This is a genomic window from Gardnerella sp. C0026F2, assembly GCF_056590715.1.
Genome location: NZ_JBWPWR010000001.1, coordinates 615,354 through 640,003, shown reverse-complemented (window position 1 = coordinate 640,003; position 24,650 = coordinate 615,354). Strand labels below are relative to the sequence as shown.

General features: G+C 40.4%; 15 protein-coding genes and 2 tRNA genes. 8 read left to right on the top strand and 9 right to left on the bottom strand.

The window, feature by feature from the left end; all coding sequences use genetic code 11:
- Positions 1 to 74 precede the first annotated feature (74 nt).
- Entirely contained in the window at positions 75 to 2,204 is a 2,130-nt protein-coding gene (gene glgX / locus AC1EK3_RS02390) for a glycogen debranching protein GlgX (protein ID WP_119527637.1), read from the top strand.
- Positions 2,205 to 2,313: 109 nt separating this feature from the next.
- Here the strand turns inward: glgX and AC1EK3_RS02385 are convergent, their stop codons facing one another.
- Positions 2,314 to 3,414, bottom strand: a complete 1,101-nt coding sequence (locus AC1EK3_RS02385; RefSeq protein ID WP_480033374.1) for an ABC transporter permease — start codon at positions 3,412 to 3,414, stop codon at positions 2,314 to 2,316.
- A gap of 184 nt (positions 3,415 to 3,598) precedes the next feature.
- Here AC1EK3_RS02385 and AC1EK3_RS02380 point away from each other — a divergent pair.
- Positions 3,599 to 3,672, top strand: a tRNA-Pro gene (locus tag AC1EK3_RS02380).
- An 82-nt stretch (positions 3,673 to 3,754) separates the two neighbouring features.
- Complete coding sequence (aroA, locus tag AC1EK3_RS02375; protein WP_480033375.1) at positions 3,755 to 5,116, top strand: 3-phosphoshikimate 1-carboxyvinyltransferase; 1,362 nt, start codon at positions 3,755 to 3,757, stop codon at positions 5,114 to 5,116.
- Between the two features lie 80 nt (positions 5,117 to 5,196).
- Here aroA and AC1EK3_RS02370 read toward each other — a convergent pair whose 3' ends face one another.
- The 3 genes from AC1EK3_RS02370 to AC1EK3_RS02360 form a co-directional block, all read right to left on the bottom strand.
- On the bottom strand, positions 5,197 to 6,426 hold the full coding sequence (locus tag AC1EK3_RS02370) for an acetate/propionate family kinase (RefSeq protein ID WP_004134844.1): 1,230 nt from the start codon (positions 6,424 to 6,426) through the stop codon (positions 5,197 to 5,199).
- A 150-nt stretch (positions 6,427 to 6,576) separates the two neighbouring features.
- Positions 6,577 to 8,283 (bottom strand): phosphate acetyltransferase, encoded by a 1,707-nt coding sequence (pta, locus tag AC1EK3_RS02365; protein ID WP_480033376.1) that lies wholly within the window; start codon positions 8,281 to 8,283, stop codon positions 6,577 to 6,579.
- A 287-nt stretch (positions 8,284 to 8,570) separates the two neighbouring features.
- Positions 8,571 to 11,048, bottom strand: coding sequence for a phosphoketolase (locus AC1EK3_RS02360; protein ID WP_415689872.1), 2,478 nt, complete (start codon positions 11,046 to 11,048; stop codon positions 8,571 to 8,573).
- 401 nt (positions 11,049 to 11,449) lie between these two features.
- On the opposite strand from AC1EK3_RS02360, the gene guaA reads away from it, so the two are divergent.
- The 3 genes from guaA to AC1EK3_RS02345 all read left to right on the top strand — a co-directional run bounded on the left by guaA (position 11,450) and on the right by AC1EK3_RS02345 (position 15,865).
- Complete coding sequence (guaA, locus tag AC1EK3_RS02355) at positions 11,450 to 13,012, top strand: glutamine-hydrolyzing GMP synthase (RefSeq protein ID WP_415689873.1); 1,563 nt, start codon at positions 11,450 to 11,452, stop codon at positions 13,010 to 13,012.
- A gap of 519 nt (positions 13,013 to 13,531) precedes the next feature.
- Entirely contained in the window at positions 13,532 to 14,920 is a 1,389-nt protein-coding gene (locus AC1EK3_RS02350; protein ID WP_480033377.1) for a PTS ascorbate transporter subunit IIC, read from the top strand.
- A gap of 213 nt (positions 14,921 to 15,133) precedes the next feature.
- Entirely contained in the window at positions 15,134 to 15,865 is a 732-nt protein-coding gene (locus tag AC1EK3_RS02345) for a GntR family transcriptional regulator (RefSeq protein WP_480033378.1), read from the top strand.
- A gap of 93 nt (positions 15,866 to 15,958) precedes the next feature.
- Here the strand turns inward: AC1EK3_RS02345 and AC1EK3_RS02340 are convergent.
- The 5 genes from AC1EK3_RS02340 to AC1EK3_RS02320 all read right to left on the bottom strand — a co-directional run bounded on the left by AC1EK3_RS02340 (position 15,959) and on the right by AC1EK3_RS02320 (position 21,891).
- Positions 15,959 to 16,045 (bottom strand) — tRNA-Leu (locus tag AC1EK3_RS02340).
- Positions 16,046 to 16,159: 114 nt separating this feature from the next.
- A complete protein-coding gene (locus AC1EK3_RS02335; protein ID WP_480033379.1) occupies positions 16,160 to 18,118 on the bottom strand; it encodes an FAD-binding protein in 1,959 nt (652 codons plus the stop codon).
- A 40-nt stretch (positions 18,119 to 18,158) separates the two neighbouring features.
- Complete coding sequence (gene dprA / locus AC1EK3_RS02330; protein WP_480033380.1) at positions 18,159 to 19,703, bottom strand: DNA-processing protein DprA; 1,545 nt, start codon at positions 19,701 to 19,703, stop codon at positions 18,159 to 18,161.
- Positions 19,700 to 21,343, bottom strand: coding sequence for a YifB family Mg chelatase-like AAA ATPase (locus tag AC1EK3_RS02325; RefSeq protein WP_480033381.1), 1,644 nt, complete (start codon positions 21,341 to 21,343; stop codon positions 19,700 to 19,702). The genes dprA and AC1EK3_RS02325 overlap by 4 nt, the downstream gene beginning before the upstream one ends.
- Entirely contained in the window at positions 21,343 to 21,891 is a 549-nt protein-coding gene (locus AC1EK3_RS02320) for a YraN family protein (protein ID WP_480033382.1), read from the bottom strand. The genes AC1EK3_RS02325 and AC1EK3_RS02320 overlap by 1 nt, the downstream gene beginning before the upstream one ends.
- 320 nt (positions 21,892 to 22,211) lie before the next feature.
- Between AC1EK3_RS02320 and AC1EK3_RS02315 the strand changes: the two genes are divergently transcribed.
- Together AC1EK3_RS02315 and AC1EK3_RS02310 are read left to right on the top strand one after the other, a co-directional pair.
- Complete coding sequence (locus AC1EK3_RS02315; RefSeq protein WP_116442685.1) at positions 22,212 to 23,534, top strand: O-acetylhomoserine aminocarboxypropyltransferase/cysteine synthase family protein; 1,323 nt, start codon at positions 22,212 to 22,214, stop codon at positions 23,532 to 23,534.
- 270 nt (positions 23,535 to 23,804) lie between these two features.
- A complete protein-coding gene (locus AC1EK3_RS02310) occupies positions 23,805 to 24,644 on the top strand; it encodes an ABC transporter ATP-binding protein (protein ID WP_480033383.1) in 840 nt (279 codons plus the stop codon).
- Positions 24,645 to 24,650 lie beyond the last annotated feature (6 nt).

The following is a 24,650-nucleotide window of genomic DNA, read 5'->3' as shown; positions in this document are numbered from 1 at the left end:
ATTAAAATTAAAGCTTTTTTTAAATAACGTCAACATGACGTGAAAACTATTCGAATATATGAGATACTTATATTATGCATATACGACCAGGTTCCATGTATCCGCTTGGCGCAAACTATGATGGCGCTGGCGTGAATTTTGCGCTGTTTTCCGAAGTTGCAAAGCGCGTTGAATTATGTTTATTCGATGAGCATGATAACGAAACACGTATTGACATGACTGAGCAGAACTCATACGTGTGGCATAACTATGTTTCAGGCATACAGCCTGGTCAGCGTTATGGTTATCGTGTTCACGGACCTTATGATCCTTCTCATGGTTTATGGTGCAATCCTAATAAGTTGTTGCTTGACCCGTATGCCAAGGCGATTGAAGGAAATATAGACGGAGATGAGAGTCTTTTCTCGTATTGGTTTGATAATCCAGATGATATTTCAGCAATGAATACTTTGGATTCTGCAGATCATACGATGAAGGCTGCAGTTATTAACCCGTATTTTGATTGGGGTAATGATCAACACCCTATGATTCCGTATCATGATTCTGTTATTTACGAAGCTCATGTTCGTGGAATGACTAATCTTGATAAACGTGTTCCTCCAGATATTAGAGGCACTTATGCTGGACTTGCACATCCAAGCGTTATTTCTTATTTAAAGAAGCTTGGTGTTACTGCAATAGAATTGATGCCTATTCATCAGTTTGTAAACGATTCTTTCTTGCAAAATAAAGGATTAAGCAATTACTGGGGATACAATACTATTGGCTTCTTTGCTCCTCAAAATTCTTACTCCAGCTCTGGTCAGCGTGGAGAACAGGTTAACGAATTTAAGTCAATGGTTAAGGCATATCATGCTGCAGGCATGGAAGTGATTCTAGACGTTGTCTACAATCACACTGCTGAAGGCAATGACCGTGGTCCTACTTTGAGTTTCCGTGGTATTGATAATCGCGCATATTATCGTCTTGTAGATAATGATCAGCGTCATTATTTTGATACTACTGGTACTGGTAATTCCTTACTTATGCGTTCTCCAAAAGCATTGCGGTTGATTACAGATAGTTTGCGTTATTGGGTAACTGAAATGCATGTCGATGGCTTCCGTTTCGATTTAGCAGCAACTCTTGCGCGTCAGTTCCAAGAAGTAGATAAACTTTCTGCATTCTTCGACATTATTGAGCAGGATCCTATTATTTCAAGTGTGAAGCTTATTGCTGAGCCTTGGGATATTGGTGTTGGTGGATATCAAGTTGGTGGATTCCCTCCAAGTTGGTCTGAGTGGAATGGAAGATATCGCGATTGTGTCCGCGACTTTTGGCGTTCACAACCATCTACATTACCTGAATTTGCTAGCAGGCTTATGGGTAGCTCAGATTTGTATGAGCAAAATGGACGAAAGCCTGTAGCTTCCGTGAACTTTATTACAGCTCACGATGGCTTCACTATGAACGATTTAGTTAGCTATAACGAAAAGCATAATGAAGCTAATAAAGAAGGCAATTGCGATGGTGCGAACGACAATCGTTCGTGGAATTGCGGTGTTGAAGGACCTACTAATATTCACGATGTTAACGAATTGCGTGAACGTCAAATACGTAATTTGTTCTCAACTCTTTTGATGAGCCAGGGTATTCCTATGATATGCGCTGGTGATGAAGTCATGCGCACGCAGAATGGTAATAACAATGCTTATTGCCAAGATAACGCTATTTCGTGGATAAGTTGGGATTATAACGAAACTCAACGAGATATGTTCGATTTCGTTTCCAAGCTTATTCACTTGCGTTTGAAGCATCCAGTGTTACATCGTCGTCGTTTCTTTACAGGTCGTTCTGCTGGAGATGATGTAAGCGATATTCCACAAGTTGAATGGCTTGACCATAACGGTACTGTTATGGATATGGAGGACTGGTCAAATACTCATGCTTTATCTGTGATGATTTATTTGAATGGTTCTGATATTCCAGAAACTGACTGGTATGGGACAAGAATGGTTGATAATGACTTTATTCTTATTTTTAATGCGCATTATGAACCTATTACTTTTACATTGCCAGATAAACGTTATGGTGAAAAGTGGAAGTTGATTGTGGACACATATAATCCAAAGGGTCCGGAATTGTTATATGAAGCAGGATTTAATATTGTCGCACAATCTCGTAGTTTCTTGCTTCTTATGAGCGAGCATAAGCCAGAATGTTGAGTATTATGCTTTATTTCTAAAGAAGTTCGTGACTTGTAAAAACTAAAAGCAGCGCAGAAATTTAAGTTTCTACGCTGCTTTTGTTAGTTTAATTTATTTTTTGTTCTTATTATATTTGTGCTTTTGAGCTTCTATTTAGTATTAAAGCTTGATTTATTTTTGATTGAAGACGATCGCTTTGCATAGCAGCAACTTGTCTTGAAAATACAATAATCCATCCAAGAAATAGCAGACATGATAACGCTTCAACATTTGTAAGAGTATTATTTCCATGCATCCACTGATTTCCTGCCCACGCAGTAAGAACAACTGCTAAATCGGAAGCAACATAGAATGTGCGAGAAAGTCTAGGAGCAAGCCATGGAAGGCAAATAAGCATTGTGCAAATTAATCCTGTCACGCCTCGAGCACATAAATCATGTAAGAAAGGATGTGGTGTGTATCTAAAAGTTCCTATTCCAATAAACGATATTCCTCCAAGAATAAGCAAAGCTGCCATAACAGTTGTGCGCATCTTGAAGTGTTTAATCAAGTTTTGGCTATTGTGTTGCGACATTTCATGCTGCGTTGCAACGAATTCAGTAATAGCAAAGTAGCTCGTTATGATAATGCAAATTCCTGACAAAACAAGTGTCGCGTTAAACATACTGGCTGCAAATGTTGTGCGGTCTCCAAGTTGAGAGAAATTATTGTTATACCAGTACGGATCATCTGTTGTAAGACCTGCAGTTGCAGCTCCAGAAATAACGAATAATGGAAGGAGGGAAGCCACTGTTTTAGCTTCGAGAAGTTCAGCTTGAATAAGAGTTGCGTATCCAACGATTCCAGATAAGGCTGAGCATAATACTGGTAAATAACTGTTCATTGCTGCTCTGCCAATAATGCTATTAATAATAGATAGCAAAGCAAAAGACATAAGAAACATCGTTGCGCCGTAAATCGTAGAAAGCGCTGTTATTTCAAACGCGTGCTTAGCTACTCGAATTAAGTGATGGCTGATAACTTTTTTATTTGTACGCAAGTATCCAACAATAAAAGCGCCTACGCTGCACAAAGACACAATAGTTGAAGCTGTAAGGAATAGTCGCTGACTAATTTGCCAAAACGCTGGCATTGTTGTCATATACATTCTCATAATAATCATTCCACAAGCTGCGCAAACTATGAATGATATTAAGCCCATTGCCTCTGTTCGCTGGAAGCGTCCCATACTTAGCCCCTTTTTCTTTAAACTAATTCTATTGTATCGTTTGGTAGCTAGTAATGAGTTTTGCTAGTTGAATTTTGTAATGAAGAAAAAATTTTCATAATACGTGTGTCGTAATTTGCATTTGTCTGCAAAGTGCGCTATTGTAATTGATTGTGCTTGGAACTGGTAATCAGTTCAAAAGCTTCGGGGTGTAGCGCAGTTTGGTAGCGCGCCTGCTTTGGGAGCAGGATGTCGCAGGTTCGAATCCTGTCACCCCGACTTTTTTATATCTAATGAAATATGCGTATTTTTGCTTTTTATTCTTATTTAGCAGTACATGTCAATCGATAGTATTCATAGTATGAGTGATGTTAACGATATTGCAGATTGCACTACTTCTTGGAAAGCGCCATATGCTAATCATCAATTAAAAGCTTATATTGAGGTTCCTGGCAGTAAATCTTTGTCGAATCGTTATTTAATTTTGGCAGCTTTAGACACAAAACCAGTAGTTTTACAAGGATTGCTGCGCTCGCGCGACACGGAGCTTATGATTAACGCTTTATCTACATTTGGCGTTAGATGTGAGTCATTAAATGAAGATGGAACTAAGCTTCGTGTAATTCCTCCAGAAGACGGAATTTTTAGGGTTCCAGATAATGCTGAAGTGTATTGCGGTTTAGCTGGAACTGTAATGCGTTTCGTTGCAGCTTTAGCTTTATTTGCAAATAAAGCTGTGCGATTTGATGGCGATAAGCAAGCTTATGCTCGTCCTATGAAGCCAGTTCTTGACGGTTTAGAGCAGCTTGGTGCTCGCGTAGAATATCAAGGAGAAGAGGGTTTCTTACCTTTTACTATTACGCCACCTTCAGTCGAATTTAAAATAAATAATTCTTCTGAAAAAATCGTGCAAATTGATTCTTCTTCATCATCACAATTTATTTCTGCGATGCTTCTAATTGGTTCACGTATACCTGGAGGCTTAAGTCTTAAACATATTGGTGACACATTGCCAAGTATGCCGCATATTCGCATGACTATGGACGATATTTGCAAAGCGGGTGGGGTTGTAAATATGACTAGCAACGCAATGTGGCATGTTAAAGAGAGCAAAATAAATCTAGCTAACGTTGCTACTATAGAGCCTGATCTTTCTAATGCTGCGCCATTTTTAGGAGCATCATTGATTGCTGGAGGAAGTGTCAGTATACCTAATTGGCCGTTTTCTTCAACTCAACCTGGAGGATTGCTTCCTGGAATATTAGAGAAAATGTGTGCAAAAGTTAGTTTTGAAAAAACAAGCGATGACGCTGGAATAATGCATGTGGAAAGCGATGGTTCGATTAAAGCAATTCCGTATCTTGATTTGAGTGCAGCAGGGGAGATTGCTCCTAGTATTGCAGCTATTCTTGCGTTTGCGGACGGTCCAAGTGAACTTCATGGTATCGCGCATTTGAGAGGGCATGAAACGAATCGTTTGCAAGCTTTAGTTAATGAATTGAATCGAGTTGGGATTGGCGCTAAAGAGCTCGAAGATGGCATTCGTATTGAGCCGAGTAATCATATGCATGGGGAAGTAATGGAAACTTATGCGGATCACAGAATGGCAACTTTTGCTGCAATGCTTGGATTGCGCATAGAAAATATAAGAATCAAAAATATTTCTACTACTCGCAAAACGATTCCTGATTTTCCAGGCATGTGGCATAAAATGCTTGAATAATAAATAATCCCGAGCCTTTTTGACCCGGGATTATTTATATCTATTTATTTGTTTGTTCTACGCTGTTAAGCGCCAACGATTTAGTGCTTAAACTTGTTGCCGTAGCTATCTTCGCCAGCTTCAGCAATAGCTGCAGCCTTGCGTGCAATAGCCAACTCTTCGTTCGTTGGAATCACAGCAATAATCACAGAGCTGTCTGGAGTGGAAATAACGCGTGGCTCCTTAGAACGAACAAGGTTCTTTTCCTTGTCAAGCTTAACGCCGAATGGCTCAAGCTTTTCGCATACTTTAGCGCGTACGATTTCGTCGTTCTCGCCAACGCCTGCAGTGAAGGTAATGACGTCAACGCCGCCCATTTGAGCAGTGTAGTTGCCAATGTATCCAACAATGCGGTGTACGTATACGCCGAGAGCGAGCTTAGCGTTTTCATCGCCTTCTGCGATGAGCTTGTGAATATCACGTAAATCGCCGTGACCAGTCATGCCCATCATGCCGGAACGCTTGTTGAAGAGAGTGTCAAGTTCGTCCACGTTCATGTGAGCATTGCGAATAAGGTGGAACACTACAGCTGGGTCAATATCGCCAGTGCGGCCGCCCATCATTAAGCCTTCGAGCGGGGTTAAGCCCATAGAAGTTTCAACTGGCTTACCAGAAATCTGAGCAGAAGCAGAAGCACCGTTACCAATGTGCAAAACAATCTGCTTCAAACCTTCTGCAGGCTTACCGACAACGCTTGGAACAACAGAACCAATGTATTCGTGAGAAGTGCCGTGAGCACCATAACGACGAATATGATAGCGATCTGCGATTTCCTTGTTCAAAGCATAAGTTGCTGCAACCTGTGGCAAAGCATGGAAGAATGAAGAATCGAATACCATAATTTGTGGAACATCTGGCAAAAGTTCAGTCATGACTTCAGCGCCAACAGCTTCTGGACCGTTGTGAAGTGGAGCCAAAACTGCCAAATCCTTAACCTTATTGATTGTCTTTTCATTGACTAATGCAGGCTTAGGGAATGTTAAGCCACCCTGAACAACGCGGTGACCGACAGCAACAATGCCAGACTCTGAAAGCTTTGGACCATATTCTTCGAAGAATCCAAGTACGCGCTTCAAGCCCTGCTCGTGGTCGTGAACTGGCTCATCGAACTCATGCTTTTCGCCATTGAATACGTGCTTGTAGTGGCCGTCAACTGGTTCGCCAATCTTCTCAACGATGCCTGAAGCGATACCTTCACCGCTTTCCAAGTCAACGAGCTGATACTTAATCGAACTGGAACCAGAATTGATAACAAGAACGGTTTTTGCCATGTGGGCATCCTCCATAAGTACTGATAAGGCTTGTAAATTGCCACGCTCTAGTTTAGCGTTAAGTTCCTACAAACTTAAAGATATTGAGTGCAATGCAATACCTCAAGTTTACGTACGCACTGTGATGCTGTTTTAGGAGCTTTATTATGTTTATTCGGATTGTGCTTCTAACGCGGTTAAAGCAACAGTATTAATAATATCTTGTACTAAAGCTCCTCTAGACAGATCATTTACAGGCTTATTTAATCCTTGCAAAATTGGACCAACAGCCAGAGCTCCGCTAGAGCGTTGCACGGCTTTATAAGCGATATTTCCTGCACATAAATCAGGGAATACAAATACATTCACATGACCAGCAATACTATTATTTTTTGCTTTTGCTGCAGCAACTGTAGGAGACCATGCTGCATCAAACTGTATAGATCCAACAATTGCTAAATCAGGTGCTTTTTCTTTTGCAATGCGTGTTGCTTCTTCTACAGTATCAACATCTGGTCCTTTTCCTGAACCAAGCGTTGAATAGGATAGCATTCCAACTTTAGGATTGAGTCCGAAAGTCTCAGCAGTGTGTGCAGACTGAATAGCAATATCAGCAAGCTGTTCTGCACTAGGATTTGGGTTGATTGCACAATCTGCAAATACAGATACGTGATCTTTGAAGCACATAAGGAATGCTCCAGAAACAAGTTTTGATCCTGGTTTAGTTTTAATTACTTGAAGTGCTGGTCGTACAGTATTTGCAGTTGAATTAACTGAACCAGAAACAAGACCGTCTGCTTGACCTAGTACTACTAGCATGGTGCCGAAGTAGCTTGCATCTGTTAGTTGTTCACGTGCTTGTTTTTCTGTCATTCCTTTCTTTGCTCTTAATTCGCAAAGTTTTGTAATCATATGGCTTAGCATTGCTTCATCGTGCATAGATTGGAAACTAGCTTTGCAAAGAAAATTTAGATTTAGTTCTTCTGCTCGAGCAAGAATAGATTCGCGTTCTCCAATGATAATTAGATTTACAATATCACGTTCTAGCAAATAGCTTGCTGCTTTAAGAATACGATCTTCTTCTCCTTCTGGAAGAACTATAGTTTTCTTATTTTCTTTTGCTTTCCCTAATAAACTGTATTGGAAAGCATAAGGTGTAGTTGGAGCTTTAAATGGTTGGTGGAGGGCATTAAGAACATCATTTTCTCGAACGCAATTTACGAATGTTTCTAATGAAGAATTTTTAGTTTCTTCATCTATTGGTGGCAAAACCCATAATGGAGTTTGGCTTACTCGGGATGCTTCGTCGTTTGAGTTTGCATAATTCCTAGAGCTATAGTCACGCATTAACTCAGCTCCAAGTTCTGGATCGCAGTTTGTAACAAATACTCCTAAAACTTGTGTGCATGATTTAATAACGCAAGCATTTGCAGAATCTATAGTTTGTAAAATTTGTTGTGAGTTTCTGCCTTGAGCTGAAACTGTGAGAAAAATAGGCGATGCCAAGTCAGCTGCAACAGTTGCGTCGAAAGAAAACAGTTCTGGATCATATGCGGGGTTTGCGTCACTAGAAACAATAATAGAAGCTTGAGCAGAAGTGGATTGCAATAATTCGTTATAGCGCGCAACGATATCTCCGCGCACTGTATCTTTATTTGTTCTAACTATTTCTGGAGTTGTTGCAATAACTTGTTCTAATTTTGTTGAAGTATTTGCGATACCCAAAAGTTGCTTAGTAAAAGTGTCATTTGGTTGAGCGCATGGACGAAAAACAGTAGTGCTGTAGTTATTAGACAGAATATGTGTTATTCCGAATGCAACAGCATTTCTGCCGTACATATCTTCGTTGCCGATAATTGTTACATTAATATGTGACACGATGCGTTCTCCTTTGATACTTCGTGTTACTGCTAGGGTTTATACTGCTAATGTAAGTTTTGCATTTTGCAATATGAACAAACTTTTTCTATTGTACGGCTTATCTATGTTGTACACGCACAAAATAGTAATTATAAATGTAATTTATTTTGAGTATAACCAGTTTTATCGCATTGTTTGTTTTAATAACATGAAGTTTTTTGTTTTAATATACAAAACGGGAGCCAATCTTTCGATTGACTCCCGAAATGTTTTAGCTAACCAGTTTTAGCTTTATCAGCTTAAAACTACTCGTTATCGCCTGCGGTTGCAGCGGTAGCGGTGACAGCGCCTGGCTTGTCGGTCTTAACGCCTGGCCATACCCAATCGGTGTAGTCTGGGTGATCGTAGCCCTTGTCAACAGCGAACTGGAAGGCCTCGAGACGGAAGTCTTCGAGCTTCTTGATTTCGTCTGCGTACTTATCGGCGTCAACCATGCGCAAAGCTTCAGCGGTAAGCTCGTAACGATCCATGTCGTTAACGCGAACCATGTCGTATGGCGTGGTGGTGGAGCCCTGCTCCTTGTAGCCATGGACGTTGAAGTTGTCGTGGTTTGGACGATCGAAGATCAAGCCGCGAACGTCATGTGCATAGGAGTGGTAAGCGAGAAGGACTGGCTTGTCAGCGGTGAAGAGCTCAGTGAACTCTTCGTCAGTCAAAGCCTCGTTGTTTTCCTTAGCGGACTGCAACTTGAGCAAGTCAACAATGTTAACGACCTTGAACTTAACGCCAAGCTTGTTCAACTTGTCGGCAGCGGCCATCAATTCCTGCTGTGGAACATCGCCGATACCAGCGAGAACAACCTGAACTTCGTCATTGGTCTTAGCGTTAGATGCCCACTTCCACTCAGCAGCACCCTTCTCGAGCTCTTCGCGAGCTTCGTCGAGGGTCAACCAAGTAGCAGCTGGTTGCTTACCAGCGAAGATTGCGTTGATCATGTTGGTGGACTTGTAAACCTTCTCACCAACAGCGAGCAACATGTTGGAATCTACTGGGAAGTAAATGCCGATAACGTGATCGTTGTTGAAGGTCTTGTTCAAAAGAACAGAAGTTACACCTGGATCCTGATGAGAGAATCCGTTGTGATCCTGACGCCATACGTGAGAGGATACCAACAAGTTCATGGAGGAGATTGGCTTACGCCATGGAATCTCACGAACTGTAGCTTCGAGCCACTTTGCGTGCTGGTTCAACATGGAGTCGATAACGTGTACGAAGGACTCGTAGGAGCTCCAAATGCCGTGACGACCGGTGAGCAAGTAAGCCTCGAGGAAGCCTTCCATCTGGTGCTCGGAGAGCTGCTCGGTTACCTGACCGGTAACTGCCATGTGCTCATCGACTAATTCGGAGAGGTAGCCTGCGTCCCACTGCTTGTTGGTTACTTCATAAGCAGCCTGCAAACGGTTGGAAGCAGTCTCATCTGGGCCGAAGATACGGAAGGAATCTGGGTTGTTCTTGATGATGTCACGAGTGTAAACGCCAAGACGACGTGTAGCTTCGAGCTGACCCCAGCCGTGACCGAATTCCTTAACTTCCTTGACTTCGTAATCTTCAAGCTTTGGAAGCTTAAGATCTTCACGAATACGACCACCGTTGGCGTTTGGATTTTCGCCAATACGGAGTTCGCCCTTTGGCATGAAGGAGAGAACGTCTTCCTTCACAGCACCCTTTTCGTCGAAGAGCTCTTCAGGCTTATAGGACTTCATCCAGTTCTTCAAAACCTCGAAGTGAGCTTCGGTATCACGAGCAGATGCCAGTGGCACCTGGTGAGAGCGCCAAGAGCCTTCAGTCTTCTTGCCGTCGATGAACTTAGGGCAAGTCCAACCCTTAGGGGTGCGGAAGATGATCATTGGGTAGAATGGACGTGTTACGTCGTTGGTCTGAGCTTCAGCCTTGATATCGCAAATCTCGTCGAAGATGGTTTCGAACATGTCGGCGAAGCGACGGTGAATGGACATGTGATCCTCATCGTCGAAGCCAGCAACGAACTCGTATGGTTCGTAGCCCATGCCGTGGAAGAACTCATGAAGCTCTTCGTCGGAAATGCGGGAAAGAATAGTTGGGTTAGCAATCTTGTAACCATTCAAGTGCAAGATTGGAAGCACGATACCATCGGTACGTGGGTTCACAAGCTTGTTGGACTGCCAACCAGTAGCCAAAGGACCGGTTTCAGCTTCGCCATCGCCAACGATTGCTGGGACGAACAAGCTTGGGTTGTTCATAACAGCGCCGTAAGCGTGGGAGAGTGCATAACCAAGCTCGCCACCTTCGTGGATAGAGCCTGGGGTTTCAGGAGCGAAGTGAGAAGGAATACCACCTGGGTAAGAGAACTGGCGGAAGAACTTCTGCAAACCAGCTTCGTCCTTTGTAATCTTTGGATAGTACTCAGTGTAAGTGCCATCGAGGTAGGACTGAGCAGTACCAGCTGGGCCGCCGTGGCCTGGACCCATGATAATCACAGTGTTCTGCTGATGCTCAGCAATGAAACGGTTAATGTGGCCGATAAGGAAGTTAAGACCTGGAGTGGTGCCCCAGTGGCCCACTAGACGATGCTTAACGTCTTCGCGAGTAAACGGCTCCTTCATTAGAGGGTTGCTACGAAGATAAATTTGGCCGATTGAAAGATAGTTGGCAACACGCCAGTACTTGTCTACGCCTTCGATAGCAGCCTCGGAAACTGGAGCGTTAAGCTTCTTCCAAGGTGTGCCAATAACAGGACTCGTCATGTGTACTCCTGTACTCAAGCACTTTTCAGTGCAATTTGATCATTACCATTTGGTTATAGAGACTGGAAAACAAATGTATTACAGCTCTTTTTCCATCCGTTTCAGTATAGTGCCAGCGTCTGACTTTTGTTCGTTTGGTTACTTCTTCGTGCATTTGTGTTGAAAAAATGTGTGATTATGTGCGCAAAAAATTAGACATTTGTATAGATTATGTTATATTTAATGTTCATTTTATACTTTATAACTAAGTGTTTCGCACAAAAATCTATCAACGTTATTTGCAGTGTTAAAATATATGTGCAACTTTCGTGTTTAATTTTCGGCGTTTTGTAATTACATAACGTCGCAAAGTTTCACTATTATAAATTGAATCGTGTTAGAACATATATATAAGGAGAATCATGGCAAAAGGACCAGTGCTTGTCGTTGATTTTGGCGCTCAATATGCTCAGCTTATTGCTCGTCGAGTGCGCGAAGCAAATGTGTATTCAGAACTTGTTCCTCACTCTATGCCAGTTGACGAAATGCTTGCTAAGGATCCTCAAGCTATTATTCTTTCAGGCGGTCCTGCTTCTGTTTATGAACCAGGTGCTCCTGACATTGATCCAAAGATTTTTGAAGCAGGTGTGCCGGTTCTTGGTATTTGCTATGGCTTCCAGGTAATGGCTCATGAGCTTGGTGGCGATGTAGATAAAGCTGCACTTGGTGAGTATGGCAAGACTGCTGCAACTATTGATGATTCTGAAGGTTTACTTTCCGGATCCCCATCTGCGCAGAATACTTGGATGAGTCATGGTGTTGCTGTTAAGCGTGCTCCAGAAGGTTTTACGGTTTTGGCTCACACAGAAGGTGCTCCAGTTGCAGCAATGCAAGACGAAAATCGCAAACTCTACGGTGTGCAATGGCATCCAGAAGTTAAACACACTCCATTGGGTCAGGAACTTATATCTACATTCTTACATAAGTGTGCAGGATTGGATAATAATTGGAATCCTTCTAATATTATTGAGGATCAAGTTGCTAAGATTCGTGAAGAAGTTGGCGACGCGCAAGTTATTTGTGGTCTTTCTGGCGGCGTAGATTCTGCTGTTGCTGCAGCTTTGGTGCATAAAGCAATTGGCAATCAGCTTACTTGCGTTTTTGTTGACCACGGTTTGCTTCGTAAAGGCGAAGTTGAGCAGGTTAAGCATGATTTTGTTGAAGCAACTGGCATTAAACTTATTGCAGTTGATGCAGAAGATGACTTTTTGGACGCACTTAAAGGCGTGAGTGAGCCGGAGCGCAAGCGCAAGATTATTGGCGAAAAGTTCATTCGTACTTTTGAAAAAGCTCAGCGTCAAGTTATCGAAGAAGCTGGAAAATCTGGAGCAGAAGTTAAGTTCCTTGTGCAAGGCACACTTTACCCGGATGTAGTTGAGTCCGGTGGCGGTGATGGTGCTGCAAACATCAAATCTCATCACAATGTTGGAGGTTTGCCAAAAGATTTGAAGTTTAAGCTTATTGAACCTTTGCGTACTTTGTTTAAGGATGAAGTTCGTGCTATTGGAACTGAGCTTGGACTTCCAGATGAAATTGTTTGGCGTCAGCCATTCCCAGGACCTGGTTTAGGTATTCGTATCGTGGGTGAGATTACACGCGAACGCTTAGCTGTTCTTCGCGAAGCAGATGCTATTGCGCGCGAAGAGCTTTCTAAAGCTGGATTGGATCGCGACATTTGGCAATGCCCAGTCGTTTTGCTTGCTGATGTTCATTCTGTTGGTGTTCAAGGTGATGAGCGCACATATGGTTCTCCAATTGTTTTGCGTCCTGTGAGCTCTGAGGATGCTATGACAGCTGATTGGTCTCGTGTGCCTTACGATGTATTGGCAAATATTTCTACTAGAATCACGAATGAATGCCGTCAAATTAATCGTGTAGTGCTTGATGTAACATCTAAGCCGCCTGCCACGATTGAGTGGGAGTGACAGTTTTTGACGAGAATTATTGACTGAAATATAAACATATGTTTAAACAGTAAAACATTCGTTTATTTTCATTAAAAACTGTAATAATTACTGATTTTATAAAGCACTTCGTGAAAATGGAGTGCTTTTTTCTGTATATCGGTGTGTCGAATTTTCTAAAAACAGGTAAATTTTCGAATTTTATCGATATTTAATGAATATTTTAGTAATAAATAAGGTTGTTTTAATTGTTTATAATGTTTAAACGATATAATTAATTTGACATGAAACAACAGTATGAGCTGTAACAGTAGTTGTTGGCTGTGTGTAAAAAACTACTGCTCGTAGTAGCTCTTACTACTTTGCTTCATTGCGGAACCGTGAATTTTGTATGTGTAGTTTTACTGTGCTACGAAACTAATCGTGTATTTCGAATAGTTTCGCCTACGGTATCGTTTGCGAAGTTTGTAAGATATTTTTTCCGCCAATAATTGCGTAAGCCGCTCAAACTATATCGATTAATATGGTAAGGAGAGTTACGTGGACGGAATTCTGTCAGTACTGCTCGATATTTTCAGACAGCCATCTGTTATAGTTGCGCTTATTTCTTTTATTGGACTTGCTGTACAAAGAAAGAAATTCTCGGATATTTTACAAGGATCAATCCGTACTCTTGTTGGTTTTCTTGTTTTAGCAGCTGGTTCTGGAGTTATTACTGAAGCGTTGAACCCATTTGGAAAAATGTTTCAATACGCATTTCATGTGCAAGGCGTAGTTCCGAATAATGAAGCAATTATTGGAACTGTTTTATTGAAGTATGGCTCTGAATCTGCGCTTATTTTCTTCTTTGGAATGATTGTTAATATTATTCTTTCTATTACTTCTCGTTTTAAATTTATCTATTTAACGGGTCACGTAGCTTTCTATATGGCAAGTATGCTTGCAGTTATATTTAATGTTGCAGGATTTAGCATGTGGGAAGTTCTTTTATGGGGCTCAATTGCTCAAGGATTGTTTACGACAATTTCTCCAGCACTGGTGCAGCCGTTTATGAAAAAAGCTTCAGGCAAAGATGATGTTGCTTTAGGTCATCCTGCTGGTACTGGTGTTGCTTTAGGTGCGTTAATTGCAAAGCTTACTGCTTCAAAAAAGCGTCCTTCTAAGTCAACTGAGGATATTAAATTCCCAGCAGCATTGGGATTCTTGCGTGATACAACAGTTCTTATCACGCTTTCTATGGCTGTTATTTATATCGTAGTGGCACTTTTTGCTGGATCTTCGTATGTCGAAACACATTTATCTAATGGTCAAAACTCCATTGTTTTCGTTATGTTGAAGGCTGCAACTTTTGCTGCAGGTGTTTATGTCATTCTTGCAGGTGTGCAGATTGTTCTTGACGAAATTGTTCCAGCTTTTAAGGGAATATCGGAAAAGCTTGTTAAAAATGCTCGTCCTGCTTTAGATGCACCAATGACTTTTGGCTTTGCTCCTAATGCTGTTCTTATTGGTTTCTTAGCTAGTTTCTTTGGCGGTTTGCTTGGAATGACGCTTATGGCGATTTTGGGAACGACAATTATTATTCCTGGAATTGTTGCGCATTTCATGGCTGGTGGTGCTGCAGGAGTATTCGGTAATGGTCAAGGTGGAATACGTGGTTGCTTGACTGCATCATTTATTAACGGTCTTTTCATTACTTTCCTTCCGTTGTTCCTTTTGCCAGTGCTTGGCGATTTAGGAAGTGCAAATTCTACATATTCTGATGCGGATTATGGCGTATTTGGTGTAATACTTGGTTACGTAAATATTGTTGGTGGTCGTACTGTTCTAATTTCTGTAGTACTTATTGCACTAATATTGTTCTACTCTGTATCAATATTTATGAATAAACGCGATTCTAATAATTTTGAAAAAGTTGAAGAAATAAAATAAGTAAAGAAAATAAAAACACAATTAAATAATTGTGTAGACATAGAAAAATTAAAAATTTTTTACTCATTTTCTTATTTATTTGTACATTTTATTGTATGACTGGTAGGATAACAGAGTTATTAGTTTTGCATGAGCCGTTGTTACTACGCTGTGTTTTACACAAACTAGTATCAACGGCTTTTCATGTTAGCGTTTAGTTAGGGGAGAGTGATAATGGTCGAAGGTGTGCCTAAATACATTGCTGTGCGAGATAATCTTCGCGCTCGCATTGATTCTATGGAAGCAAACGAACAATTACCTCCTGAAATTGAATTGTGCAAACAATACAATGTTAGCCGTATTACTTTGAGGCATGCAGTCGATAACCTTATTGCTGAAGGATTACTTGTTCGTGAGCAGGGTAGAGGAACATTCCGAGCTTCTTCAATTATTCCTAGTTATAGTCAAGATGTAATTTCTGATCGTGCGCAAGGATTTTATGAGCAGGTTTATTCTAATGATGCAAAAATTAGAATAAAAGTTATTGAAAACGATGTTATTCATGATGAAGATGCTGCTGCTCGTTTAGGTCTTAATCCATCAGATGAATTGATATGTTTGAAACGCTTGCGATATGTTGACGATGTTTTATCGCGTTATAGTGTGATTTATTTGCCTGCCTCTCGTTTTCCTAAAATTTTGACTCATGATTTTTCGGATGAGTCGTTAGCTGATTTTTTGCTTAAAGCGTACGCTGTTCAACTTGTAGAAAATGAAGTGTCTGTGCATATAGAAAATCTATGTGACAGTCTTGCAACAGTACTTAACCTTGAAGTTGGAACTCCTGCAATTACAGCTTATTCTACTGTAAAAGATAAGTTTGGCGTGATCATTGCCTTTGGAGCAGCTATTTATGCGCCAAATTCTGGTGAAATTCGTTTCCATTTGCATTCAAATGCTGCTTAATTAAACTTTAGGGCTAGCTAAGATATTCTTAGTTAGCCCATTTTGTGTTAAAAAACAATAAAACCTTGCTGGAAAACCAGCAAGGTTTTTTCGTGTCCGGAGCGGGACTTGAACCCGCACGCCTGTACAAATAGGCACTAGCACCTCAAGCTAGCGCGTCTACCATTCCGCCACCCGGACAGGTGTTTTAGACAACAGATAAGACTATAACATCTTTTTTGAGTCTTTGCTTCGGCGTGTTGAAAAAATTACGAATTTTCAAGACATTTATATATGAAAACAGTAATAATAGTTTTAAATTATGCTATTTTCAGTATAAAAATCTCCTTTACTATCTTGTTTAAAATCAATAATATTCACTGGCTTTTTCGCCAAGTTTCCATCAAAGTCAATGAACGAGTGTTGTGGCAATGAAGAAATATCATGTTTTGGATAGTCTCTTCTAAAGAAAGCACCTCTAGATTCATGTCTAGCAAGTGAAGATTGCAATACAGCTTTTGCAAGTAGTGACATGTTCTTTATTTCCCATATTGCAGTAATTTCTTGGTTAAAAACTAAATTATTGCTATGGATGTGTAATGATTGAATTTTAGGATCTATAAATTCTTGTATGTCATTGAGTGCTTTCTTAATTGATTGTTCGTCACATGATATTGCAACAGCGTTTTCCATGATTTTTCCTAAATATGCAAATAATTTATAAGGATTATATTCTTCTTCTATTTGTGAAGACTCGTCGTTATAGCTGTTGTCTGTAAAATCTGTAACTTGCTTCGCACTTGTTTCCATAAGCTGATTAAGTTCATTATTTCTTTGTTTATATAAGACTTGTAGTGCAATATTACTTGAGATATTTTTATTGGTTTCGTTCGTTTCGTTCGTTTCATTGATTTTGTTACTGTTGGTTTCATCATCCTTGTTTAAGTTTTTCAATTCCTTTGCTATTGTTGCTCCTGCGCGATTTCCAAAAAGGCATGCGTCAAGCAAGGAGTTTCCTCCTAATCGATTAGCTCCGTGCACTCCTACGCATGAGCATTCTCCGGCAGCGTATAAACCATAAACAATATTTTGGTTGTTATTTTGCCATCTATATACTTTCCCATCCAAAGTTATCGGTATTCCACCCATTGTGTAGTGAGCTGTAGGGCGAATTGGGACTAAATCGCAAGTTGGATCAAGATGAGCATATTTTTCAATAGTTTCTGTAACTTGTGGCAAGTATTCTAACATATTTTCTCGGCTGATATGTGTCATATCTAGCCAAACGCAATCGTTATGCGAATTGCTTTGTTGCGTAGTTGTTGAATCGTTTACACCTCTTCCTTCGCGAATTTCTTTGGCAATTGCACGAGAAACAACATCTCTTGGAGCTAAATCTGCATGTACTTCATCGTACTTTTTCATAAAAGCTTCGCCATTTGAGTTCCTAAGCACGCCGCCTTCAGCTCTTGCTGCTTCTGAAAGCAGAATACCAGTGTGAGCTAGTCCAGTAGGGTGGAATTGAATGAACTCGCAGTCTTCAAGTTGTAATCCTGCTTTTAGAGCTAAAGCCATGCCATCGCCTGTTAAATCCCACGAATTAGATGTTGTTGCAAATAATCTTCCCGATCCTCCTGTAGCTAAAAGTAAGAATCTAGACTTTATTGCTCGCAAGTTTCCTGCAGATAAATCAAATGCAACAATTCCTTCAACGCTCATAGTTTGATCGTTTATAGCAACATCTGTTACGTAACAATCTTCAGCAAATACAATATTCTCACAAACACATTGTTGCCATAAGCTATGCAAAATTTGGTGACCAATGCGATCTGCAGCAAAAGCCGCACGTTCAATTGGATTCTTGCCAAAATTAGCAGTATGTCCACCAAAACGGCGTTGATTAATATATCCATTTTGTGTTCGAGAAAATGCTACGCCATCATGTTCAAGCTGAATAACTGTTTTCGGCGCTTCTTTTGCAAGTAGCTTTGCTGCATCTTGATCGCTTAGCCAATCTCCGCCATGAACTGTGTCATAATAATGCCATTGCCATTTGTCTTGTTCAACATTTCCAAGGCTTGCTGCTATACCTCCTTCAGCAGAACCCGTGTGTGAACGCAATGCTGGCACTTTAGAAATCACTAAAATTGATGGTGTTTTTCCTTCTTTTTTCATGCATGTGTATTCTTCGGATTTAATTAATCCTAGTGCTGCAGATAATCCTGCAGCTCCAGCGCCAACAATAATAACATCGTAGTATTCGCTTGATTGCATACTTTTATTTTCTCACATATCTTGTATTGGGCGCGTTATTTTACGCTACTTTTTGCTGTGATAGTGTTAAATTTTCTTTATTTTGTACAATAATTCCTTCCAATTCTAGCAATGCAATTTTCCCAGAAATTTCAGCAATAGATGGTATGTAATCTAATTGTTTTTCTTTGTAAGAAGCTTTTATTATTTCGTATATTCTGTCAACATTTGCAAGTTCACGTTTGCGTTTACATGTTGTAATTGCATCGATAATTAGTTTTTGCGTATTGTCATAATTTTTATAGTCTATACTTAATTTTTCTGGTTTAGGTTGAGAATAAGCAAAGTAATGATGAGATTGAGGAAACAGAATATCTATATCTTGATTTGAACACAATATTATAGCTTGTGAATCGTGTATTAGCTTGTTGCATCCTGCATTATTAGGCTGATTTATATCTCCTGGTATAGCGTATAGTTCGCGATTTAAATCAGTTGCCCATGTTGCAGTATTTAGTGCTCCGGATTGTAATCTTGCTTGAGCAACTATAATTTTTGATGCTAGAGCTGCAATAATTCTATTTCGTAATAAAAATCTGTGGCCTACAGGTGTTGTATCTGGGCATAGTTCGCTAATACACGCTCCGCCTTTTGCAATAATTTGTTCAAAAAGCTGATAATTGCATCTGGGTCCCATATGATTTAATCCTCCTGCAAATACAGCAATGGTTTTTCCTGTCGGCTTATTTTCATCTACATCTTGTGCATCTAATGCGCCCCAATGTGCTGCTGCATCAATTCCGTACGCTCCACCAGAAATAACAGTATGACCTTTCGAAGCGCAATCATAAGCAAATTGATATGCAAGTTCTCTTCCGTAGTCTGTGCAAGAGCGTGAACCGACAATAGCAAGTGGATTATGACATTGTGTTAATGTTTGTGGATTCCCTACGCCCCATAAGCATAAAGGTGGTGAGAAATGACTTTGGAAAGCCAAATCTTGCAATTGTTTCGGCCAATATTTGCTGTGTGGTGCAATAATCCATTGCTTTCCGCCAGAAGTGAACCATTGACATAGTGATTCATTATTCCATGTCGGCAAATGCAATAATCGAACACACCATTTTGAAATAGAATTGTGTAACACTTCTAAAGACTTAGGCGCATTGTCGTTGTGATAACCCCACGCTGTTAAGCCCTTCTTGAAATAATTTTCTAAGAGAGCAAGTTCTTTATGTTTTTTTATGAAACTTAACATTGTAGATACTAATTCTTGATTTTTGTTACGTTTTCTTGAGCTAAAAGTTTTAGAATTGGCATCGTTTTCTTGATCTGCTACTTCACTAATAATTGGAAGTTGCATTTGTTGAGCTGAGCCTGTTGATTGTTGTTTCGTATAATTTTTCACAATTGTTTTTAATATTGAAACAATTTCTTTAGCGCTTTTAGATCCCAATAGTAGCGTGTACATAATTGCATCCGCTCCTTCAAGGCAGAATGTAAGTATTGCACGAGATATTGTTTCTTCGTCTGGTGAAGAAAAATCGCTAGGTGCACTAATGGTTTCTTCATTGTTATCCGTGTTGTTTATGTTCTTAGTATTCATATTCGTGTCCTTAAACTGATTGCTTGTGCAATGTCTGTCATGTCTGGTGAAGTGTGTCCAGAAAGATCAGCAAGTGTCCATGCGAGTCTCAATGCTCTATCTGCTCCTCGCAAACTCAATTGATGCTTTTCTAATGCACGGTTGATAAGTCCTACAGCTTGCTGTGAAGTGTATTTTCTAAGCCATGTTCCAGATGCTTGTGCGTTGCAATCCCAGCCTTGTTTTATAAAACGGTCGCGAGCAATTTTACGAGCTTCTATTACGTTATCTCGCATTGTTTTGCTATTCAGATACGTGTTTTTAACTGAGTTTTGTGCATTGTCTTGATGATGGTTTGAAATAATAATTCGTTCTACTGGAGGTACATCCATTTGAATATCAATACGGTCAAGAATTGGACCTGAAAGGCGTGAAAAATATCGTGCTCTTTCGCGCTCTTTGCAAGTGCATCTTTCTCCATTTCCGTATGCGTAGCCGCAAGGACAAGGATTTGCTGCAATAACAAGCTGGAATTTAGCTGGATAAAGAGTTGTCCCTTTTGAGCGAGAAATAGCAATATGCCCTGATTCCAATGGTTCTCTTAGGGTTTGCAATACTCTAGGAGAAAACTCTGGAGCCTCATCCATAAACAGCACTCCGCAATGTGCTCTAGTAATAATCCCAGGTTTTGCAACTCCTGTTCCTCCTCCAATAAGAGAAGCTGCTGAAGCAGTATGGTGAGGTGCTTCAAATGGTGGAATATTGCTAATTCCGTAGTAGGGTAGTGTGCCACAAAGTGAACGAATTGAAGCAACCTCAAGCTGTTCTTGTTCGTTAAGTGGACACATAATGCTTGGTATTCGTGAAGCTAGCATAGTTTTACCAGATCCTGGAGGTCCAATCATCATCACGTGATGTCCTCCAGCTGCAGCAACTTGTAGAGCCCATTTTGTATGTTCTTGCCCTATTACTTCAGACATATCTCCAATTTCATATTTTGGTTCAATTTGTAGTGGGGAAGTGCTTTCTTCGTGAATTGACGAATTATAATCTTCTTCTCCATTGTTATAATTTCCATTTCGTTCAAGAACTTGCATATGTTTATACGCAGGGTCTTCTTCAATAAGCTTTAGTGATTCTTCGCTCAAACTGCCATGCAATTGCGTCACTAAATCTAAAATATGGTGTATTCCAATAGATTCAATTCCGTCTACAAGTTGTGCTTCGGCAAGATTTTCTTGCGGAATAATCATTCGTTTAAAATGCATCTTTTTTGCGTAAAGTGCAATAGGAAGAATGCCTTGAATAGGTAATACTGTCCCGTCAAGATTTAGTTCTCCTAGAATAACTGTATTTTCTAATTCTGCAAGTGGAATATACTTTTCTGCACTTAGTATGCTTGCTGCGATAGCTAAATCGTATGATGCTCCGCTTTTTGGCATTGAAGCAGGTGATAAGTTTACTGTTACTCTTCCTTCAGGCCATTTACAATGCAACGCAAAATGAGCTGATTTAACGCGCTCTCTTGCTTCGCTTAATGAAGTGTCAGGTAAGCCGATAATAGAAAAGTTTGGCATATTTCCAGATATAAAAGCTTGCAGCTGAATAGTAAAAGCTTTAAGACCAATAAGTCCTATTGATATTGCGTTTCCAATATGCATTAGAATGCTCCTTGAACATGCTTGAATTGGATTGATGAATTATCTTCAATTTCTTCCAAAGATTGCAATTCATATGCAGAATCTGGATAAGTGTATTTGTTAATAACTAGAATTGATACAGCGTCAAATCGAATACGGTAATGAGGTATGTCGCTTCCGAATTCTTCCAGCCATTTCATGCCGGTTGTACGTAATTTGCTACGTTTTTCTTGAGTAATTGCTTCAAGTGGAGTGCCACAACGTACGCTTCTTCGAGTTTTTACTTCTACGAATACCAATTTTTGTTCTGGAGTAATCATCACCAAATCTAGCTCTCCATTACGGCAATGCCAGTTTCGGTCAATAACGTGCCACCCTTTTTGCATAAGTCGCAAAGCTGCGTATGTTTCTCCCAGTTTTCCCAACTCTTTACTTTCAAGAGAATCATCTTGAAGCTCGTTGGAAACTTGTTCAAGTTTTTCTTGCAAAAATACTTGAGCAGTTTCAGCGTCGTCAATCTCGTCAAGCGAGATAATTTCATCGTCAATAATGTGTTTTTGTGTAATCATGCTGCTATTTTCTGTGCTTATTGAGCAGTAATCCAGATTTTTTAAGCATTGTGGATAAAAGCTACATGCGGCGTGTTGTATTAGAAATTCAGTATATTTTCTGTATTTTTCTAGAAGAAATTTCGCTATTTCTTGCAAACTGTTAATTCGTTATAGCTAATTTTGATAACCACAGGTATGTACGAATGAACCATAGTGGCATATTGTCGTTATCACTTAAATAAATATGTAAACAGAAAACGGAAAAGTAAGTGGATGCGCAAAGTAAGCTGAAGCAAACTAATCTACTGTTTAAAAAGTCGCAAAACTGGAGGGGTATTATGAGCGATATTGAAGAAACGCAAGGAAAGTATCATTTTGAAACCTTGCAGTTGCACGTTGGTCAAGAGCAGGCGGATCCGGCAACTGATTCTCGCGCAGTTCCTATTTATCAAACAACGAGCTACGTATTCCACGATTTTGATCATGCCGCTGCTCGTTTTGATTTGCGTGACGCTGGAAACATTTATGGTCGTTTGACGAATTCTACTCAGGATGTTTTTGAGCGTAGAATTGCAGCTCTTGAAGGCGGAACTGCAGCTTTGGCTGTTGCTTCTGGTGCAGCAGCTGTGGACTATGCTATTCGTAACATCACTCAGCAGGGCGATCACATTGTGTCTTCAAAGAATGTGTATGGTGGAACTTATAACCTTCTTCGTCATACTCTTCCTCGAGATGGTGTAACAACTACTTTTGTCGATCCTAAGAATCCTCAAAACTTCGAGGATGCAATTCAGCCGAATACGAAGCTTGTGTACTTTGAAACTTTCGGTAATCCTAATGCTGATTTGCCTGATTTTGAGGCTATTTCCGAGATTGCTCATCGCCACAATCTTCCTGTTTTTGTTGACAATACTTTCGCAACTGCATACTTGTTCCGTCCGCTTGAGCATGGTGCAGATATTGTAGTTGAGTCTGCTACGAAATTTATTGGCGGTCATGGCACAACTCTTGGTGGCATTATTGTTGAAGGCGGCAATTTTGATTGGGCTAAAGTCCCAGGAAAATTCCCAACTCTTACTGAAGCTGATCCAAGTTACCACGGTTTGAACTTCTATGAAGCTTTAGGATCTGTGGCTTTTGTGACTCGTATTCGTGCGATTATTTTGCGCGATACTGGCGCTTGCATTAGCCCGTTTGCTGCATTCTTGCTTTTGCAAGGCACGGAAACCTTGAGCTTGCGTGTTGAGCGTCACGTTGAGAATGCGTTGAAGGTTGTTCAATATTTGCAAACTGTGCCAGAAGTTGAATCTGTAAGTCATCCTTCTATTGAAGGCCGTTCTGATCACGAGCTTTATAAGCGCTACTTCCCGAATGGTGGAGGCTCTATTTTCACGTTTGATATTAAAGGTGGAAGGGATGCAGCTCGCGTATTTATTGACAATTTACAGCTTTTCTCGCTTCTTGCAAATGTTGCTGACGTGAAGTCATTGGTTATCCATCCTGCATCTACTACGCACTCTCAGGAAACTCCTGAAGAGTTGGAAGATCAAGGCATTCATGAAGGCACTATTCGCTTGTCTATTGGAACTGAACATATTGACGATATTCTTGCTGATTTGCAGCGCGGTTTTGACGCTGTTCGTAAAGCAGGACTTGCTTAAATAGAAAAGAGAAAGCAAAGTAAAAAATTATTAATTAAAAATATTCCTGAAGATCCATTACCATTTTATTCGGAGCGCATTCGTATTTGTATGCGCTCCGATTTTTTATACATTCTGTAAATTTGTGCATCATACTTTAGGATGAGACGCTAATTTTTTCTAAATAATTTCCGCCTTACGCACGATGGTAACCAGCAGTCTTTTCGCGTAAATTTAAGTATTAGCAGTAGATAACTATGCGATTACTACTTTTTAAGAAAAGGAGCAGTTATGAACAGTCCGTACGAAACAAGCTCATACGAGCAAGAAAGTGCTTTAGATTTTAGAGCAGATTTTAACCAAAACTTGATTGGTGAAACAGCGGTTGCAGCTTTGCATGTTGTTAAAGATTTTGGCAAGGGTGCAGGCATTGTTCACGCTCTGCGAGATGTAAGCGTAAGTTTTGAGCGCGGCAAGTTCACTGCGATTATGGGCCCGTCTGGCTCTGGAAAGTCAACTTTAATGCATTCTTTGGCTGGTCTTGACAGCGTTAATTCTGGAAAAGTTTTGGTTGATGGTTTAGATATTACAGGAATGAGTGATAAGCAGCTTACGCTTATGCGACGCGAAATGGTTGGGTTCATTTTCCAAAGTTTTAATCTTCTTCCAATGTTTAGTGCTGAGCAAAATATTATTATGCCTCTTACTTTGGCAGGTAAAAAGCCAGATAAGCAATGGTTTAATACTTTGGTTAATACTCTTGGCTTGCAAAATCGCTTAAAGCACAGGCCTGCCGAGCTTTCCGGTGGTCAGCGCCAACGTGTTGCAATTGCTCGAGCTTTAATCTCTAAGCCTTCCGTAGTTTTTGCAGACGAGCCTACCGGTAATCTTGACTCTGCTTCCAGCTCAGAAGTTTTGCATTTTTTGAAGAAGTCTGTAACGGAACTTGGTCAAACCGTGATTATGGTTACGCATGATGCTGTTGCGGCCTCTTACGCGGATCGAGCAATTGTGTTTGCAGATGGTCAAATTGTTGAAGACGTGCAAAATCCTACTGCAGAAGGCATGAGCAAGATGCTTATGGAGCGTAGCGAAGCTGGTATTAATAATCAGCCTGCACAATTGCAATAAAAGGTG